The sequence below is a fragment of the Pantoea sp. F_5 genome, from assembly GCF_008631595.1.
Lineage (GTDB): Bacteria > Pseudomonadota > Gammaproteobacteria > Enterobacterales > Enterobacteriaceae > Pantoea > Pantoea gossypiicola.
The window spans coordinates 68,233-85,761 of the sequence record NZ_VWUO01000014.1 but is presented as its reverse complement, the minus strand read 5'-3'; the positions used below and the strand labels follow the sequence as shown (position 1 = coordinate 85,761).

General features: G+C 55.9%; 17 protein-coding genes. 8 read left to right on the top strand and 9 right to left on the bottom strand.

Going from position 1 to position 17,529, the window contains the following annotated elements; genetic code table 11:
* Positions 1–239: 239 nt before the first annotated feature.
* From mnmE to rpmH, 5 genes are all read right to left on the bottom strand, one after another.
* Entirely contained in the window at positions 240–1,604 is a 1,365-nt protein-coding gene (gene mnmE, locus F3I44_RS17790) for a tRNA uridine-5-carboxymethylaminomethyl(34) synthesis GTPase MnmE (RefSeq protein WP_150014538.1), read from the bottom strand.
* 92 nt (positions 1,605–1,696) lie between these two features.
* Positions 1,697–3,343, bottom strand: a complete 1,647-nt coding sequence (gene yidC, locus F3I44_RS17785; protein WP_150014536.1) for a membrane protein insertase YidC — start codon at positions 3,341–3,343, stop codon at positions 1,697–1,699.
* Positions 3,344–3,345: 2 nt separating this feature from the next.
* The gene (yidD, locus tag F3I44_RS17780; protein ID WP_008926397.1) at positions 3,346–3,603 is read right to left on the bottom strand and encodes a membrane protein insertion efficiency factor YidD; all 258 of its coding nucleotides are present in this window, start codon (positions 3,601–3,603) and stop codon (positions 3,346–3,348) included.
* Positions 3,567–3,926 (bottom strand): ribonuclease P protein component, encoded by a 360-nt coding sequence (rnpA, locus tag F3I44_RS17775; RefSeq protein ID WP_008926396.1) that lies wholly within the window; start codon positions 3,924–3,926, stop codon positions 3,567–3,569. The genes yidD and rnpA overlap by 37 nt, the downstream gene beginning before the upstream one ends.
* A 14-nt stretch (positions 3,927–3,940) precedes the next feature.
* A complete protein-coding gene (rpmH, locus tag F3I44_RS17770; protein ID WP_003849659.1) occupies positions 3,941–4,081 on the bottom strand; it encodes a 50S ribosomal protein L34 in 141 nt (46 codons plus the stop codon).
* 597 nt (positions 4,082–4,678) lie between these two features.
* Between rpmH and dnaA the strand changes: the two genes are divergently transcribed.
* The 7 genes from dnaA (at position 4,679) to F3I44_RS17730 (ending at position 13,907) form a co-directional block, all read left to right on the top strand.
* Positions 4,679–6,094, top strand: coding sequence for a chromosomal replication initiator protein DnaA (gene dnaA, locus F3I44_RS17760; RefSeq protein WP_150014532.1), 1,416 nt, complete (start codon positions 4,679–4,681; stop codon positions 6,092–6,094).
* Between the two features lie 4 nt (positions 6,095–6,098).
* A complete protein-coding gene (gene dnaN, locus F3I44_RS17755) occupies positions 6,099–7,199 on the top strand; it encodes a DNA polymerase III subunit beta (RefSeq protein WP_150014530.1) in 1,101 nt (366 codons plus the stop codon).
* Positions 7,200–7,438: 239 nt separating this feature from the next.
* On the top strand, positions 7,439–8,524 hold the full coding sequence (gene recF, locus F3I44_RS17750) for a DNA replication/repair protein RecF (RefSeq protein WP_013359603.1): 1,086 nt from the start codon (positions 7,439–7,441) through the stop codon (positions 8,522–8,524).
* A gap of 18 nt (positions 8,525–8,542) precedes the next feature.
* On the top strand, positions 8,543–10,951 hold the full coding sequence (gene gyrB / locus F3I44_RS17745; RefSeq protein ID WP_150014528.1) for a DNA topoisomerase (ATP-hydrolyzing) subunit B: 2,409 nt from the start codon (positions 8,543–8,545) through the stop codon (positions 10,949–10,951).
* A gap of 191 nt (positions 10,952–11,142) precedes the next feature.
* Positions 11,143–11,622 carry a YhcH/YjgK/YiaL family protein gene (locus F3I44_RS17740; RefSeq protein WP_150014526.1) on the top strand — a complete coding sequence of 160 codons (480 nt, stop codon included), beginning with the start codon at positions 11,143–11,145 and terminating at the stop codon, positions 11,620–11,622.
* Positions 11,623–11,721: 99 nt separating this feature from the next.
* Positions 11,722–12,531 (top strand): sugar-phosphatase, encoded by an 810-nt coding sequence (gene yidA, locus F3I44_RS17735; RefSeq protein ID WP_150014524.1) that lies wholly within the window; start codon positions 11,722–11,724, stop codon positions 12,529–12,531.
* A 116-nt stretch (positions 12,532–12,647) separates the two neighbouring features.
* Positions 12,648–13,907, top strand: coding sequence for a DUF3748 domain-containing protein (locus F3I44_RS17730; protein ID WP_150014522.1), 1,260 nt, complete (start codon positions 12,648–12,650; stop codon positions 13,905–13,907).
* Here the strand turns inward: F3I44_RS17730 and F3I44_RS17725 are convergent.
* A complete protein-coding gene (locus F3I44_RS17725; protein WP_304621879.1) occupies positions 13,882–14,250 on the bottom strand; it encodes a YceK/YidQ family lipoprotein in 369 nt (122 codons plus the stop codon). The genes F3I44_RS17730 and F3I44_RS17725 overlap by 26 nt on opposite strands.
* Before the next feature lie 291 nt (positions 14,251–14,541).
* Here F3I44_RS17725 and ibpA point away from each other — a divergent pair, with 291 nt between their 5' ends.
* Positions 14,542–14,958 (top strand): small heat shock chaperone IbpA, encoded by a 417-nt coding sequence (ibpA, locus tag F3I44_RS17720; RefSeq protein WP_003849623.1) that lies wholly within the window; start codon positions 14,542–14,544, stop codon positions 14,956–14,958.
* 292 nt (positions 14,959–15,250) lie between these two features.
* Here ibpA and F3I44_RS17715 read toward each other — a convergent pair whose 3' ends face one another.
* The 3 genes from F3I44_RS17715 to F3I44_RS17705 are packed head-to-tail and all read right to left on the bottom strand — an operon-like array spanning position 15,251 to position 17,526.
* Complete coding sequence (locus F3I44_RS17715) at positions 15,251–16,162, bottom strand: EamA family transporter (RefSeq protein ID WP_150014518.1); 912 nt, start codon at positions 16,160–16,162, stop codon at positions 15,251–15,253.
* Positions 16,163–16,183: 21 nt separating this feature from the next.
* On the bottom strand, positions 16,184–16,684 hold the full coding sequence (locus F3I44_RS17710; protein ID WP_150014516.1) for a YbaK/EbsC family protein: 501 nt from the start codon (positions 16,682–16,684) through the stop codon (positions 16,184–16,186).
* A gap of 41 nt (positions 16,685–16,725) precedes the next feature.
* Positions 16,726–17,526 carry a hypothetical protein gene (locus tag F3I44_RS17705; protein WP_150014514.1) on the bottom strand — a complete coding sequence of 267 codons (801 nt, stop codon included), beginning with the start codon at positions 17,524–17,526 and terminating at the stop codon, positions 16,726–16,728.
* Between the last annotated feature and the right edge of the window lie 3 nt (positions 17,527–17,529).

Genomic DNA, 17,529 nt, shown 5'->3' with positions numbered 1-17,529 from the left:
GTTCGCCTGACGGTGTTCACGTCGTGGGTTTGCGCCCGGTCCGACACGGCTTGATGAGGCGGGGTTCACTTACCGCGATCATAGCCGCACGTCAGATCGGCGCGTCTACCGTTATACGACAACGCGGTGCCGCCGCAAAATAACATATCAGCAAGAATCAACGCAGCGGCAGGAATACCAGGGGAGGCAGCGAGGCGGGAAATCAGGCCTGACAGCGCGTTGCCGCCAGGCCCATAAAGCTATTTACCGATACAGAAGCTGGAGAAGATACGGCCCAGCAAATCGTCAGAGGTGAACTCGCCGGTGATCTCGCTTAACGCCTGCTGAGCAACACGCAACTCCTCCGCCAGTAACTCACCAGCCCGGGCACCGAGCAGCTGCGCTTTCCCCTGCTGTAAGTGTGTGGCCGCTAACTCCAGCGCCTGCAGATGACGGCGACGCGCCAGGAAGCCGCCTTCCATATTGCCCGCGAAGCCCATGCTCTGCTTCAGGTGATCCCGCAGTGCATCAATGCCCTCGCTGGTGCGTGCCGACAGGCGAATCAGTGAGTGACCGTTTACTTCTGTCAGGCCGAGAGGCTCACCGGTGACATCCGCCTTGTTGCGAACCACGGTAATCGGCAGCTCCGGCGGCAGACGGGAGACAAAATCGGGCCAGATAGCCGCCGCTTCGGTGGCATCGGTGGTGGTGCCATCCACCATAAACAGCACGCGATCCGCCTGTTCAATCTCCTGCCAGGCACGCTCAATCCCGATGCGTTCGACTTCGTCGCTGGCCTCACGCAGACCCGCGGTGTCGATGATATGCAGCGGCATGCCATCTATATGAATATGTTCACGCAGTACGTCACGGGTGGTGCCCGCAATGTCCGTTACGATCGCAGCTTCACGGCCCGCCAGCGCATTCAGCAGGCTCGATTTGCCCGCATTAGGCCGGCCCGCAATCACCACTTTCATCCCTTCACGCACCAGGCTGCCCTGACGCGCTTCGGCACGGACCGCATCCAGGTCCCCAATCACCGTATTCAACTGCGCTTCGATTCGGCCGTCAGAGAGGAAGTCGATCTCCTCATCCGGAAAGTCGATAGCGGCTTCGACATAGATGCGCAGGTGAGTGAGTGCTTCCACAAGATGATTGACCCGGATGGAGAACGCGCCCTGCAGCGAGTTCACAGCCGAACGCGCCGCCTGCTCAGAGCTGGCATCAATCAGGTCGGCAATCGCTTCGGCCTGCGCCAGATCGAGCTTGTCATTCAGGAACGCACGCTCTGAAAACTCACCCGGCTGCGCGATACGCACACCCGGCAGCGCCACGATGCGCTTCAGCAGCAGGTCGAGGATAACCGGGCCGCCGTGGCCCTGCAGCTCAAGAACATCTTCACCGGTAAAGGAATTTGGGCCAGGAAACCACAGCGCAATGCCCTGATCCAGCACGCTGCCGTCGCTGTCCGTGAACGGCAGGTAATCGGCGTATCGCGGCTTAGGCAGTTTACCCAGCAGCTGGCGGGCGACCTCTGCCGCCTGCGCGCCAGAGACGCGCAGAATGCCGACGCCGCCGCGTCCGGGCGGTGTTGCCTGGGCAACAATGGTATCGCTGTGGCTCATAAATTTTCTCTCGCTACAAAAAACACAGGCGGTCGCTTTGACCGCCTGAGAATAGACTATTTTAGGGCGGGATGACTCCCGCGCAGGATCGCTTACGCTTTCTTCTTGTCGCGGCTATGCAGACCACGTTTTTCCAGGCCGCGATAAATCAGCTGCTGCTGGAGAATGGTGACCAGGTTGCTGACGATGTAGTACAGCACCAGACCTGACGGGAACCACAGGAAGAACACGGTGAAGATCACCGGCATGTAAGTCATGATCTTCTGCTGCATCGGATCGGTCACGGTGGTCGGTGACATCTTCTGAATGAAGAACATGGTGATACCCATCAGAATCGGCAGGATGTAGTACGGGTCCTGCGCTGACAGGTCATGGATCCACAAAATGAATGGCGCATGACGCAGTTCAACCGAGCCTGACAGCATATAGTAGAGCGCCAGGAAGATTGGCATCTGAATCACCAGCGGCAGACAGCCACCCAGCGGATTCACTTTCTCTGCTTTATACAGCGCCATCATCTCCTGGCTCTGTTTCTGCTTGTCATCACCCAGCCGCTCACGCATCGCCTGAATCTTCGGCTGCAGCATGCGCATCTTAGCCATCGAGGTGTACTGCGCTTTAGTCAGCGGGTACATGATGCCACGCACGATGAAGGTGATCACGATAATGGAGAAGCCCCAGTTACCGATGAAGCTGTTGATAAATTTCAGCAGTTTGAACAGCGGCTGAGAGATAAACCACAACCAGCCGTAATCTACGGTCAGATCAAGGTGCGGCGCAATCGCGGCCATCTTGTCCTGAATTTCCGGGCCGACCCACAGCGTTGCACCCAGATTCTGCTGAGCGCCTGCGGCGATGGTGACCGGTGCAGATTTATAGCCAATCGCTGCCACGCCGTTACCCAGGTTGCTGGTGTAAAAGGTGTTGGTGCCTTCAGTACGCGGAACCCATGCCGTCGCAAAGTACTGCTGCAGCATCGCAACCCAGCCATTGCTGGTCGTCGCGTTCAGGTTCTCGTTGTCCGCGATGGTGTCGAATTTATACTTCTCATATTTCGACTCGCTGGTGGAGTAGGCCGCGCCACGGAAGGTGTGCAGAGCAAAGTTGTTGCTGCCGGTATCACGATGCTTAGGCAGATCAATTGTCTGCTTCAGCTGGCCAAACAGTGACACTTCCAGCGGCTGCTGGGTGGTGTTGTTGACATGATAATCGACATTAACAGCATATTCGCCACGCTTGAAGATGAAGGTTTTGGTGTAAACCACGCCATTTTCAGCGGTATAGGTCATCGGCACACGCAGTTCGGACTGGCCATCAGCCATCTCGAAGTGATCCTGTGCAGTGGTGAACAGCGGACGCGCGCCGTTGTTCGGGTTATCCGGGCCATTACGACCGGTTAAACCACTCTGAGCCTGATAAAGGAACGCGGGCGTGGTTTCAAGCAGCTGGAACGGCTGGTCTGAACCCAGTTTGTCCGGGAACGTCAGCAGTTGTGCCTGTTCAACATCACCGCCGCGGGTATTGATATTCAATGACAGGACATCAGTCTTAACGGTGATCGTCTGGCCCTGACCGCTGGCCGGTACACCCTGACTGGCGGCATCACCCGCTACGCTGTTGGTGCCCTGTGTGGTCTGCGTCTGCTGTGGCTGCGGAGCGTGGTCCGTCTGCCAGGCTTGCCAGACCATAAAGGTCACGAACAGAAAAGCGATGAGAAAGAGATTGCGTTGCGAATCCATCGTTAATGTTCTCTGGTATCAAAGGTTTTTGGCGGCACAGGATCGTCACCACCCGGGTTCAAGGGGTGGCATTTTAATACGCGTTTTAATGTCAACCAACTGCCTTTTATCAGGCCAAACCTGCGTAACGCCTCAATTCCGTAATGAGAGCAGGTCGGGTGAAACCGACAGTGTGGTCCCAGTAATGGACTGATACCGCGTTGATAGACGCGTATCAGGACGATCAGGAGCCGCGCGCCAGGCGACAGTGACGACGCCATAATTTCTCCAACGCTTCCGCCAGCATACGGTTATCCAGATCGGCAACCCCCTTCTTCGCAACCACCACGAAGTCCATCGACGGCAGTTCATGTTGACGCAGACGAAAGCTTTCGCGGGTCAATCGCTTGATCCGGTTGCGTTCATGAGCGCGTTTCACATGTTTTTTAGCGACGGTGAGACCGATGCGGGGATGCCCCAGCGCGTTAAGGCGGCCGAGAATAGTGATTTGCGGCGTGCCAGCCCGTTGTGGCTGCTGGAAGACGAAAGTGAAATGAGTGGGAGTTAACAAACGTAACTCCCTGGGAAATGCGAGCTTACCCATCAGGGCTTGCTTTATTACTTAGAAACGGTCAGACGAGAACGGCCTTTAGCACGACGACGTGCCAGAACCTGACGACCATTTTTTGTTGCCATACGAGCACGGAAACCGTGTGAACGGTTGCGCTTCAGTACGGACGGTTGAAAAGTGCGTTTCATGGCGGTTTCTACCTAAACTTGAAAATTTTCACTGGGTGACGCGTTTCGGGCCAGTAAATCGACCTACGCCTCAATGTGTCTTTAATAAAGAGGCGGGATTGTAATAATTGTACAGTCCCGAGTCAATTTACTTCGCGTGCAACGGTACCTGAAAACCCGCTTACAGCCCGCTGAGTCCCGACTTTGCGCCTGAGGGTACAATGTCGGGTGGAGAATTATACGGGGTCCGCACTAAAGCGCAAGGATCGCACGGGATCTTATTGCGATCGGCCTGGCGGATCCTGGGGATAAAATGAGATGTCGCCCTAAAATTTAGCGCATTGCACAAGATCCCTGCTGGTTTTTCCCGCAACTGGCGTAAACTTCTTTGCGCGTCTCAGGCCTGTGGATAAAAAGGATCAAAACTGTGTAGAAAGGGAAGATCTCTGCCTCGCTTTGCGCTATGATCCGCCCTTCCGCTGACGATCCTCCTATGATTGCAGGACGGGAAACCGCTGATAGCGGTCGCAGGCGCTTTCTTAGCGTCTGTGTCAAAAATGAACGTTTCTTAGAGTAACGCCTACTATTCTTATCGAATTTGTACGAGTGGAGTCCGCCGTGTCACTTACGCTTTGGCAACAGTGTCTTGCCCGTTTGCAGGATGAGCTTCCTGCCACCGAATTCAGCATGTGGATCCGTCCACTGCAGGCTGAGTTAAACGACAATACGCTTGCCTTGTATGCTCCAAATCGCTTCGTACTCGACTGGGTCCGGGATAAATACCTCAATAGTATCAATGCGCTGCTGAATGAATTCTGTGGCCCGAACGTGCCCGCGCTGCGTTTTGAAGTCGGCACGCGCCCGGTTCAGCAGCAGGCGGCCGCGGTCAGCCAGCCAGTCATGGCCAGCGTCAGCGCACCCGTCATGCCTGTGCAGAGCCATGTTCGTCCGGCACCGGCGCAGATCGTGCGTCCCAGCTGGGATAATGTCCCGGCACCGGCCGACGTCACCTATCGCTCGAATGTGAATAACCGTCATAACTTCGATAACTTCGTCGAAGGTAAATCCAACCAGCTGGCGCGCGCGGCGGCACGTCAGGTGGCGGATAATCCAGGCGGCGCTTACAACCCGCTGTTTCTGTATGGCGGCACCGGTCTCGGTAAAACGCACCTGCTGCACGCAGTCGGCAACGGCATCATTGCCCGTAAACCCAATGCAAAAGTGGTTTACATGCACTCCGAACGTTTTGTACAGGATATGGTTAAAGCGCTGCAGAACAATGCGATTGAAGAGTTCAAACGCTATTACCGTTCTGTCGACGCGTTGCTGATCGATGATATTCAGTTCTTTGCGAATAAAGAGCGATCGCAGGAAGAGTTCTTCCATACCTTTAATGCCTTATTAGAGGGCAATCAGCAGATCATCCTCACTTCGGATCGCTATCCGAAAGAGATCAACGGAGTGGAAGATCGTCTTAAATCACGTTTCGGCTGGGGTTTAACAGTGGCGATCGAGCCGCCTGAGCTGGAAACGCGCGTGGCGATCCTGATGAAAAAAGCGGATGAAAATGACATCCGTCTGCCCGGTGAAGTCGCCTTCTTTATTGCCAAGCGTTTACGCTCTAACGTGCGTGAGCTGGAAGGCGCGCTGAATCGCGTGATCGCTAATGCCAACTTTACCGGCCGGGCAATCACCATCGACTTCGTGCGCGAAGCGCTGCGCGATCTGCTGGCGCTGCAGGAAAAGCTGGTCACCATCGATAATATTCAGAAGACCGTGGCTGAGTACTACAAGATTAAGGTGGCGGATCTGCTTTCCAAGCGCCGTTCGCGCTCGGTAGCGCGTCCGCGCCAGATGGCGATGGCGATGGCGAAAGAGTTGACGAACCATAGCTTGCCAGAAATTGGCGATGCTTTTGGGGGTCGCGACCACACAACGGTGCTTCATGCCTGCCGCAAGATTGAGCAGCTGCGTGAAGAGAGCCACGATATCAAAGAAGATTTCTCTAATCTCATCAGAACATTATCTTCCTGACGCTATGAAATTTATTGTTGAACGTGAGCAGCTGCTGAAGCCGCTGCAGCAAGTAAGTGGCCCGCTGGGCGGTCGTCCGACACTGCCGATCCTTGGAAACCTGCTGCTGCAGGTAACGGAAGGGTCGCTGTTGCTGACCGGGACCGATCTGGAAATGGAGATGGTCGCGCGCGTAGCGCTGACGCAGGCGCATGAGCCTGGCTCTACCACCGTGCCAGCGCGCAAATTCCTCGATATCTGTCGCGGATTGCCCGATGGCGCAGAAATTACGCTGGCGCTGGAAGGCGATCGCATGCTGGTTCGCTCTGGCCGCAGCCGTTTTTCGTTGTCGACCCTGCCCGCCAGTGACTTCCCGAATCTGGACGACTGGCAGAGTGAAGTTGAATTCACCCTGCCGCAGGCAACGCTGAAACGGTTGATCGAAGCGACTCAGTTCTCGATGGCGCATCAGGATGTGCGGTACTACCTCAACGGCATGATGTTTGAAACCGAAGGGGAAGAGCTGCGCACCGTGGCCACTGATGGTCACCGTCTGGCCGTTTGCTCGATGCCGATTGGTCAGGCGCTGCCGAGTCACTCGGTAATTGTGCCGCGTAAGGGCGTCATTGAGCTGCTGCGCCTGCTGGATGGCGGCGAAAATCCGCTGCAGGTTCAGATTGGCGGCAGCAACATCCGGGCGCATGTCGGTGACTATATCTTCACCTCTAAGCTGGTTGATGGTCGTTTTCCCGATTATCGCCGCGTATTGCCGAAGAATCCTGACAAAGTGCTGGAAGCGGGCTGCGATCTGCTCAAACAGGCCTTTGCCCGTGCGGCGATCCTCTCGAATGAGAAGTTCCGCGGCGTTCGCCTCTATATCACTGAAAATCAGCTGAAGATCACCGCTAATAATCCTGAACAGGAAGAAGCGGAAGAGATGCTGGACGTCAGCTACAACGGCACCGAGCTGGAGATTGGCTTCAACGTCAGTTACGTACTGGATGTGCTGAACGCGCTGAAGTGCGAAAACGTCCGCCTGCTGCTGACGGATTCGGTGTCGAGCGTGCAGATTGAGGATGTGGCGAGTCCCGCAGCGGCCTACGTCGTCATGCCCATGCGCTTATAGGATATATCGGCCTGGCTTACTTGCTACGTTGCGCCCCGGCAGTGCTCGCCATCCTCACGTACTTCAGTACGCTCCGGTGGCTGTGCGCTGGCGGGACGCAACGTAGCTGCGACGCCGACGGCCTGGGGACGAAGATGTCGGGCAAACCTGCTTCGCTGTCGACGCCCTGGATTGTTAAAGGTAAGTCCTGAATTTTTACCATTTCATCCCGACTATTGCCCTTCACGCTGGATTGATTCATGGCTTTAACCCGCCTTCTTATCAAAGATTTTCGTAATATCGAGCAGGCTGACCTGCAGCTGGCACCCGGCTTTAATTTCCTGGTCGGCGTCAACGGCAGCGGGAAAACCAGCGTTTTAGAGGCGATCCATACGCTAGGGCATGGCCGATCGTTTCGCAGTCTGCAGGCAGGCCGTGTGATCCGCCACGACGAGGCGGCGTTTGTGCTGCACGGCCGTCTGGAAAGCAAAGAGCGGGAAATCTCCGTCGGGCTGACCAAAAACCGGGCCGGTGACAGCAAAGTGCGCATTGACGGCAGCGATGGTCATAAGGTCGCCGAGCTGGCGCAGCTGCTGCCGATGCAGTTGATTACGCCGGAAGGCTTTAGTTTATTGAATGGCGGCCCCAAATACCGCAGAGCCTATGTCGACTGGGGCTGTTTCCATAATACGCCCGGCTTCTTTAACGCCTGGAACAACATGCGTCGGCTACTTAAGCAGCGGAACGCGGCGCTGCGCCAGGTTTCACGTTACAGCCAGATTCGTCCCTGGGATCAGGAGCTGGTTCCGCTGGCGGAACAGATCAGCCAGTGGCGGGCGGAATACAGTGCGGCGATTTCAGCAGAGATCACTGCCACCTGTGCCCAGTTTCTGCCGGAGTTTGAGCTGCGCTTCTCCTTCCAGCGTGGCTGGGACAAAGAGAGCGACTACGCCGAACTACTGGAACGTAATTTTGAGCGCGACCGCGCACTGACCTATACCGCCAGCGGTCCCCATAAAGCCGATTTTCGTATTCGCGCTGAAGGGACGCCGGTCGAAGATTTACTCTCACGCGGGCAGTTAAAACTGCTGATGTGTGCATTGCGTCTGGCACAGGGCGAGTTCCTGACAAGCCAGAGCGGACGCCGCTGTATTTACCTCATTGATGACTTTGCTTCTGAGCTGGATGAGAGTCGCCGACGCCTGCTGGCGGACCGGTTAAAAGCCACTCAGGCTCAGGTCTTTGTCAGCGCCATTTCTGCCGGACATGTAATCGACATGACCGACGAAAAGGGCAAGATGTTCCGCGTGGAACAGGGTAAAATAGCGGTTCAACCTGAAGATTAAAATGAGCGAGAAACGTTGATGTCGAATTCTTATGACTCCTCAAGTATTAAAGTCCTGAAAGGACTTGATGCGGTACGCAAACGCCCGGGCATGTATATCGGCGATACCGATGACGGTACCGGTCTGCATCACATGGTATTCGAGGTCGTGGATAACGCAATCGACGAAGCGCTCGCTGGTCACTGTAGTGACATCGTAGTCACTATCCATGCGGATAACTCCGTCTCGGTGCAGGATGATGGACGCGGCATTCCTACCGGTATTCACGAAGAAGAGGGCGTTTCCGCTGCTGAAGTGATCATGACCGTGCTGCATGCGGGCGGTAAGTTCGATGATAACTCCTATAAAGTCTCCGGCGGCCTGCACGGCGTGGGCGTCTCTGTCGTTAACGCCCTGTCGCAGAAGCTGGAGCTGACCATTCGTCGTGAAGGCAAAGTGCATCAGCAGATTTACGTCCATGGCGTACCTGAGGCACCGCTGGCGGTCACTGGTGATACCGATATCACCGGTACCCGCGTACGTTTCTGGCCAAGCTATGAAACCTTTACCAACGTGCGCGATTTCGAGTATGACATCCTGGCAAAACGCCTGCGCGAACTGTCGTTCCTGAACTCGGGTGTGTCGATTCGTCTGGAAGACAAGCGTGATGGCAAAACCGATCACTTCCATTACGAAGGCGGCATCAAGGCGTTTGTTGAGTACCTCAACAAAAACAAAACCCCGATTCACCCTACCGTGTTCTATTTCTCTACCGAGAAAGATGGCATTGGCGTGGAAGTAGCACTGCAGTGGAACGACGGCTTCCAGGAAAATATTTACTGCTTTACCAACAACATTCCGCAGCGCGATGGCGGTACCCACCTTGCCGGTTTCCGTGCGGCGATGACGCGTACCCTGAATGCCTACATGGATAAAGAGGGTTACAGCAAGAAAGCCAAAGTCAGCGCCACTGGTGATGATGCGCGTGAAGGTCTGATCGCCGTGGTTTCGGTGAAAGTCCCGGATCCAAAATTCTCCTCACAGACTAAAGATAAGCTGGTCTCGTCAGAGGTGAAATCGGCGGTTGAGCAGCAGATGAATGAACTGCTGGCCGAATACCTGCTGGAAAACCCGTCAGACGCCAAAATCGTCGTGGGCAAAATTATCGATGCCGCCCGTGCTCGTGAAGCAGCACGCCGCGCCCGTGAAATGACCCGCCGTAAAGGCGCGCTGGATCTGGCCGGTCTGCCAGGCAAACTGGCGGATTGTCAGGAGCGCGACCCGGCGCTCTCTGAAATCTACCTGGTGGAGGGTGACTCCGCAGGCGGCTCGGCTAAACAGGGCCGTAACCGTAAGAACCAGGCGATTCTGCCGCTGAAAGGTAAGATCCTTAACGTTGAGAAAGCGCGTTTCGACAAGATGCTCGCCTCGCAGGAAGTGGCCACGCTGATCACCGCACTGGGTTGCGGTATTGGTCGCGATGAGTACAACCCGGACAAGCTGCGCTATCACAGCATCATCATCATGACCGATGCCGACGTCGATGGTTCACACATCCGTACCCTGCTGCTGACCTTCTTCTATCGCCAGATGCCTGAAATCATTGAGCGCGGACACGTTTACATCGCCCAGCCGCCGCTCTACAAAGTGAAAAAAGGCAAGCAGGAGCAGTACATCAAAGATGACGAGGCGATGGACCAATACCAGATCGCTATCGCCCTTGATGGTGCAACGCTGCACACCAATGCCAGCGCGCCTGCGCTGGGCGGTGAGCCGCTGGAAACGCTGGTCTCTGACTTCAACAGCACCCAGAAGATGATCAAGCGTATGGAACGCCGTTATCCGATGGCCATGCTGCGTGCGATGATTTATCACGACACGCTCGGCGACCTGAGCAACGAAGCTGAGGTCACTAGCTGGCTGAACGGCCTGGTAAGCTATCTGACTGAACGTGAAGCGCACGGCAGTACTTATCTGGCACAGGTGCGTGAAAACCGCGAACTGAACCTGTTCGAGCCGGTGCTGCGCGTCCGCACCCACGGTGTGGATACCGACTATCCGCTGGAAGCCGAGTTTATTCAGGGACCTGAGTACCGTAAAATCTGTGCTCTGGGTGGCAAACTGCGTGGTCTGCTGGAAGAAGATGCTTACATTGAACGTGGTGAGCGTCGTCAGCCGGTGGCCAGCTTTGAACAGGCGATTGAGTGGCTGGTGAAAGAGTCGCGTCGCGGCCTGTCAGTCCAGCGCTATAAAGGTCTGGGCGAGATGAACCCGGATCAGCTGTGGGAAACCACCATGGATCCAGACAGCCGTCGTATGCTGCGCGTGACTATTAAAGATGCGATTGGTGCTGATCAGCTGTTCACGACCCTGATGGGCGATGCGGTCGAACCGCGCCGCGCCTTCATCGAAGAGAATGCGCTGAAAGCGGCCAATATCGATATTTAATCGGTAGCGGACATAACAGGCCATCACTAAGGTGATGGCCTTTTTTTTGTGCCGTATGGGCGAAAACCTGGCGAGCCGGGTCCTGCTGCCCACATGCTGCGACCCCGATCACGTTTTAACCCGGTCAGCTCCCTTACTCTTGCCTCTCTTTGCGCTATTCCGGCGCACGCATTTTTACAGGGAGTTACACCATGATTGTTTGCGATCGTCACGACTGGAACAGAGAACGCCACGCCTTTCATCCGGTCATCGATCAGGCGATAAGCTGGATTGCGGGAACCGATTTCAGCCAGCTGGACACCGGCAAATATGAAATCCTGCCTGACAACAAAATGTTCTGTCTGGTGCAGGAGATGATGACTGAACCCGCCAGCGCGCGTCGTGCAGAGTCCCACTTTAACTACATCGATATTCAGTATCTGCTGGCAGGCATTGAGAATATTGGCGTAGCCCGCGCCCATGCCGACCAGAAAATTACCGAAGATTTTGCCGGGCAGCGCGACGTCGTGTTTTATCAGACGATTTCAAATGAGTCGGTGATTACACTGCTGCCCGGCATGTTCGCGCTCTTTTTCCCGCACGATATTCATCGCCCCTGCTGCGCGCCTGGAGAGCCCGCACCAATCCGAAAAGCCGTGATTAAAATCCACCGCGATCTCTTCACCGCCTGAATCTGGCGGTCAGCCGGCCATTCTCGCCTGCCAGGAAACTGGTCAATGTGCGCTGAATCGCGCTAGCATTGAAGAAAACCCAGACGCTACGAGGACTCTATGGCTATTAAATTGATCGCTATCGACATGGATGGCACCCTGCTCAACCCGCAACATGAGATCACGCCGGGGGTGAAATCTGCCCTCGATCGCGCCCGTCAGCAGGGAGTATCGATTGTGCTGACCACGGGCCGGCCGTTTGTGGGTATCCAGCGCTATCTGATGGAGCTGGATATGCAGGCACCCGGCCAGTACGCGATCAGCAACAACGGTGCGCTGGTTCATCAGGCGGCAGATGGTGAGTGTGTGGCAGAAGTGACGCTGACCTTTGACGACTATCTCTACGTTGAGAGTCTGGCGCGTGAGCTTGGCGTCCATTTCCAGGCGTTTGATAAATCTCATCTCTACACGCCGAACAAAGACATCAGCGAATACACCATCCATGAAGCGAGTCTGACCGGCATTCCGGTGCGCTATCGCGCTGTGGAAGAGATGGATCGCGCTATGCGCTTCCCGAAACTGATGATGATTGACCGGCCTGCCCTGCTCGACGCAGCAATTGCCCGCCTGCCGGAAAAGGCTCATCAGACTTACACCATTCTGAAGAGCGCGCCGTATTACCTTGAGATTCTCGATCGTCGGGTGAACAAAGGCCAGGGCGTCAGAATGCTGGCTGAGAAGCTCGGCCTGAAGCAGGAAGAAGTGATGGCGATTGGCGATCAGGAGAATGACCTGGCGATGATTGAATACGCTGGTACGGGTGTCGCCATGGGTAATGCCATTGATTCCGTTAAAAAAATCGCACAGTTCATTACCCGAACCAATATGGAAGATGGCGTCGCCCATGCCATTGAAGAGTTAGTACTGTAACACCCCCGTTCTCTGCCGGGCCGCTGCGGCCCGGCTTCCTTAACCCGCCAAAAAAGCTGCACCGCAAAACGGAATCGCGTAATTTGTCGGGCAACGCTTTCTCCGTGGGTTTCATCATGTCAGAAAAACAGATCACCTTTGCTGCCCGCCAGCATCAGCTCACCAATATCAATGTCTGGACGGCCGACAGCCAGTGGCTGGCGTTTGACGTCCGTCCGTCAGGTGCCTCCTTTACCAGCCAGACCATTGAGCGGGTCAATGTGCTGACCGGTGACATTGAGGTGCTCTATCAGGCCCGGGACGGTGCGCATGTCGGCGTCGTGACGGTCAGCCCCGATCTGCCCCCGCGCTACGTCTGCATTCATGGCCCGGAACATCCCGATGCCAGCTGGCAGTATGACTTCCACCACCGGCGCGGTGTGATTGTTGAGAACGGCGCGGCGGTGAATCTGGATGCCTGCGATATCACACCCCCCTTTACCCCTGGCGCGCTGCGTGGCGGCTCGCATGTGCATGTCTTCAGCCCCGACGGTTCACGCCTCAGCTTTACCTACAATGACCATGTCATGCATGAGCGGGATAGCCGTCTCGATCTGCGCAACGTTGGTATCGCGGTGCCGCTGCGCGCGGTGACGCTGGTTAAACAGCATCCGCGCGAGTATGACGGCACGTATTTTTGCCTGCTGGTGAGCAGGACGCATGCGGCACCGCAGCCGGGCAGTGACCAGATCAATCGTGCTTATGAGGAGTGCTGGGTCGGTGAGCGTGGCTATCAGAAACCGGACGGTCGCTGGCAGCGCTGGGCCATCGCTTTTATTGGCGACACGCTGACGGCGCAGGGTGAGAAGCGTCCTGAAGTCTTCATCGTTGATCTGCCTGACGAACTGGAAGATTACGCTCGCGCCGGAGAGAGGCCGCTGGAGGGCACCAGCACACAGTTACCGGCACCACCGGCTGGCGTGCAGCAGCGTCGTCTGACGCACAGTCGTGGCGTGGCGCTGCAACCGCGCCACTGGCTGCGTACTGCGCCCGATGGCAGCCAGATCGCATTTCTGATGGCGGATGCCGGTGCGGTGATCCAGCTCTGGACGGTCTCTCCCAACGGCGGCGAACCGCGTCAGATTACCGAACTCAGCCATAGCATTCAGTCCGCCTTTAGCTGGCATCCTGACGGCCAGTCAATTGCCTTTATCTGCGATAACAGCGTGATGCGATGTGACGTTGAGAGCGGCGCGTGTCAGCGCCTGACCCGCAGAACGGAAGACGCGCCATCAGGCGATGCGGTGGTCTGGTCACCTGACGGGTCACAGATTGCTTTTATGCGTGAGGTGAATGGCTGGCAACAGCTCTTTACGGTTGCGGCTGTGACCGCATAGGTGGCATAGGCTGCGCCAGTGCCAGGCTTTCGTTAGTATGCGCCAGCCTTTCGCTCTGCAGGATACGTTCACGTGGGGAGTCGAGAGATTTGTCTTTATCGCTACGGTAGTAGTCCCACGGCAGCAGCAGCGTATCCAGCACGGCAGAGAAAGGAAGATCGATTAGCGCCAGTGGCTTCAGCGCCCAGCTGGTATCACCGTCAGTCAGCATGTCGGCGCTGGCACGGGTACCGGGATAATAGCCCTGACTCGCACCGGTATGAGACATCACGCTGGAACAGCTTGTTGTTGCCATCGCGCAGCACACCATTCCAGCCAGAGGTAAGGTCTTCATCAATTTCATCATCATCCCTTCAGTCATGGCATAAACCTGGCTGAGTTGGCTTGCCAGACAACGTCAACACTCTGGGGCGAAGTCCGTCTGCGTCTGGCAAAAGTAGTCCTGAGTGAGTGTATGTCATTTCCGCAATTTGGCGAAAAAAATTGCATTTCACCCTCTTGAAAATCGTTTTGTGACACCCATTTTTAGTTTACGGACGCACTCACCGTCGCCGCAAGGGACAGTGAGGTACCGTATCCAGCCTGTCCAATAGTGGAAGGTTGCCAAAACTTGCTGAATTTCAGGAGTCTTAATATGCGTAACTTTGATCTCACCCCACTTTATCGCTCTGCTATCGGTTTTGATCGCCTGTTTAACCTGCTCGAATCTAATCAGAATCAGAGCAATGGCGGCTATCCTCCCTATAACGTTGAACTGGTCGATGAAAATCACTATCGCATAACCATTGCGGTGGCCGGTTTTTCTCAGAGCGAACTGGATATCACGGCGCACGATAACGTGCTGATCGTGCGGGGTGCCCATCCTGAAGAGCAGGCCGAGCGTAAGTACCTGTATCAGGGAATCGCCGAGCGTAACTTCGAGCGTAAATTCCAGCTCGCCGACCACATTGTGGTGCGCGATGCCCGTCTCGAAAATGGTCTGCTGAGCATCGATCTTGAACGACTGGTGCCGGAAGAGGCGAAACCACGCCGTATTGAGATTCTGAAGTAATTTCTGAAGTAACCATAAAAAACGCCGCTAATGCGGCGTTTTTCGTTTTTAAGATCAGTGGAGATTCATTAGGCAAAAAATGTTGCTCCGATCCCCTGTTTCAGACGGCTGATAAGTTCAAAGCGATGGGAGCATACGCCTGTAGCAAAGCATCGCGGACCAAGGATGGGCCGCGCTGAGCATGCCAGGGATGGCGTCTATTGCGTCTTTGCGAAAGGCGTATGCTCCCTGAGCCTGTCACCTGACCTCAAGGCGATATTTTTTGCCCTTATATCTGACGCCAGCCTTGCCCTTACGGCTGCGTTCGCATCGCTAAACGCTGACCCAGCACGCCCCCAAACACATTCACCAGCAGCCCCAGAATAATCACCACCGCACCCAGCATCTGCTGACCAGAGAGGTGCTCATCCAGCACCAGGGCGGCGGTAATAATCCCCACCACCGGTACCAGCAGCGATAGCGGCGCGACGCGCCAGGTTTCATAGCGGCTCAGTAAATTCCCCCAGATAGCGTAGCCAACGATGGTGGCGACAAATGCCAGGTAGAACAGCGCCAGCACGGTCTGCAGGCCGATGTGCAGCAGGCTATTAACGATGGCGGCCTGCCCCTCAAACAGCAGCGAACAGGCAAAGAACGGAATGACCGGTACCAGCGCACTCCAGACCACCAGCGACATGATCGGTACACTGCGGTTCCGCATAATAATCTTATTGGTGATATTCCCCAGGCCCCATGACAGCGCCGCCGACAGGGTCAGCATCATGGTGGTCAGCGTAATCCCGGCGCTGGTCTGCCCTTCCATTCCTGCCGTCGCCAGCATAAACATCCCCAGCGTGGCGATGATAATCCCGACGATATGATTCCAGCGCAGCTTTTCCGCCAGCAACAGCGCGCCCAGCAACAGGGTAAAGAAGGCCTGCGCCTGCAACACCAGTGAGGCCAGACCGGCTGGCATGCCGAGCTTGATCGCCAGGAACAGAAACGCAAACTGACCAAAACTGATCGTCATGCCGTAAACCACCAGCCAGCGCAGCGGGATCGGCGGGCGACGCACAAAGAAAATGGCGGGAAAGGCGACCAGAGCGAAACGCAGTCCGGCCAGCAAAAAAGGCGGCATGCCCTGCAACCCGAGCTTAATCACCACAAAATTCACGCCCCACGCCACCACTACACACAACGCTAACAGCATATCTTTTACCGACATCTGAAACTCCTTGAGCCGCCGTCAGGCGGTGATCGCAATCGGGGACGCAATATCAGCACAACAGCCTTCACCCACGATGCGAAAATAGTCATCTGCAGCCAGTGCGATCGATTTATCCAGCTCGCCCGCGTTAAACCATAATATTCCGACCTGCTGCAGCCGGGTATCGACCCGCAGCGCCAGCCGGTCATCAAAACTAAACGGCGGCACCGCACCCATCACACAGTCGGTCAGTGTCTGCGCCAGTTCAGGCGCGGCAAAAGAGGATTTCCTGCCGCCGATGGCGCGCGCCGCGTTTTTGAAATTGATGCGGCAGTCGCCCGGCACAATCGCCAGCAGCTGTCGCGGGGGCGCACCGTCCGGCATGCTCACCTCCAGCACCATCGCTTTGGCCGCCTGACCCAGTGCATTACCGCGGATCTGGCTGATCTGATCGGTCTGACCGACCGCCTCATGCTCCACCACGCGATAGCTGGCCTGATGCTGATCCAGCAGCGCAGTAATTTTTTCAAACGTTGTCATTCCCTTCTCCTCTTCTGGCACAGCTTCTTGCACAACCTGGCTTAACTCCAGGCAATAGCGTGTTTCATCTTTTTATCGGTCAGCCCGAAAAAGAATCCCATGGTGATGCGGGTATCACCTTCGACCCGGTCGATCTCATGATAAAAGGCAGGATTAAACAGATAGATATCACCACTGCGTGGTGAAAATTCGCAGATCTCGCTGTTTTCAATCACGCCACTGCGATAGCCCAGCTCACCGGCGGTTTTGAACTGCTCATCCTCCGGTGTCCACTTTTTGTTGTAGATACGCAGCGCGCCACCGGCGTTGCACTCCTGCAGGCAGACCACACAGCTGAGCTGATGCAGAATCTGCGTCACCACCAGCGAGGTCTCTGCGGCATCGCGCACGATATTGTCGTTATGCAGCGGGTTCGCGACCCCATTGGCGTGAAAGCGCACGATAGAACCGGCGTAATCACCACAACCCGGTTCGTGGGCGATGTTTAAGCTTTCCAGCCGCAGCGCATGCTGAACCCAGCCGTAAATCTGTTCGCGCAATTGATTAAGTGAGGGCGGCAACGCCGGCTGGATATCACGCAGCTCGGTAAAATAGTTATCGGGAGCCGCCGTATGGCGCGCCAGATAGGGACCCAGCGTGGTCAGCGCGCCATTGGGATAGTGAGAGACACGGATCTTTTCCCGGCAGCGCTGCAGATCAGCCACCACCGTTTCCCGCACCTCTGGCGTCAGGAAATTACGCAGCACCAGCAGCGGCACCCGTGCGGTGACGATGTCATCCAGCCAGGTCGATTCCACAAACATGTTGGGATTAATCACGCGGAACTGATTGAAAATAGCCATGTT

Bases quoted from the DNA above. Each gene is read 5' to 3' on its own strand.
- mnmE (WP_150014538.1), bottom strand. From the start codon at position 1,604: ATGAGCCACAGCGATACCATTGTTGCCCAGGCAACACCGCCCGGACGC.
- ibpA (WP_003849623.1), top strand. From the start codon at position 14,542: ATGCGTAACTTTGATCTCACCCCACTTTATCGCTCTGCTATCGGTTTT.
- F3I44_RS17725 (WP_304621879.1), bottom strand. From the start codon at position 14,250: ATGAAATTGATGAAGACCTTACCTCTGGCTGGAATGGTGTGCTGCGCG.
- yidD (WP_008926397.1), bottom strand. From the start codon at position 3,603: ATGGCGTCGTCACTGTCGCCTGGCGCGCGGCTCCTGATCGTCCTGATA.
- F3I44_RS17705 (WP_150014514.1), bottom strand. From the start codon at position 17,526: ATGGCTATTTTCAATCAGTTCCGCGTGATTAATCCCAACATGTTTGTG.
- yidA (WP_150014524.1), top strand. From the start codon at position 11,722: ATGGCTATTAAATTGATCGCTATCGACATGGATGGCACCCTGCTCAAC.
- F3I44_RS17715 (WP_150014518.1), bottom strand. From the start codon at position 16,162: ATGTCGGTAAAAGATATGCTGTTAGCGTTGTGTGTAGTGGTGGCGTGG.
- F3I44_RS17740 (WP_150014526.1), top strand. From the start codon at position 11,143: ATGATTGTTTGCGATCGTCACGACTGGAACAGAGAACGCCACGCCTTT.
- gyrB (WP_150014528.1), top strand. From the start codon at position 8,543: ATGTCGAATTCTTATGACTCCTCAAGTATTAAAGTCCTGAAAGGACTT.
- recF (WP_013359603.1), top strand. From the start codon at position 7,439: ATGGCTTTAACCCGCCTTCTTATCAAAGATTTTCGTAATATCGAGCAG.
- yidC (WP_150014536.1), bottom strand. From the start codon at position 3,343: ATGGATTCGCAACGCAATCTCTTTCTCATCGCTTTTCTGTTCGTGACC.
- F3I44_RS17730 (WP_150014522.1), top strand. From the start codon at position 12,648: ATGTCAGAAAAACAGATCACCTTTGCTGCCCGCCAGCATCAGCTCACC.
- rnpA (WP_008926396.1), bottom strand. From the start codon at position 3,926: ATGGGTAAGCTCGCATTTCCCAGGGAGTTACGTTTGTTAACTCCCACT.
- rpmH (WP_003849659.1), bottom strand. From the start codon at position 4,081: ATGAAACGCACTTTTCAACCGTCCGTACTGAAGCGCAACCGTTCACAC.
- dnaN (WP_150014530.1), top strand. From the start codon at position 6,099: ATGAAATTTATTGTTGAACGTGAGCAGCTGCTGAAGCCGCTGCAGCAA.
- F3I44_RS17710 (WP_150014516.1), bottom strand. From the start codon at position 16,684: ATGACAACGTTTGAAAAAATTACTGCGCTGCTGGATCAGCATCAGGCC.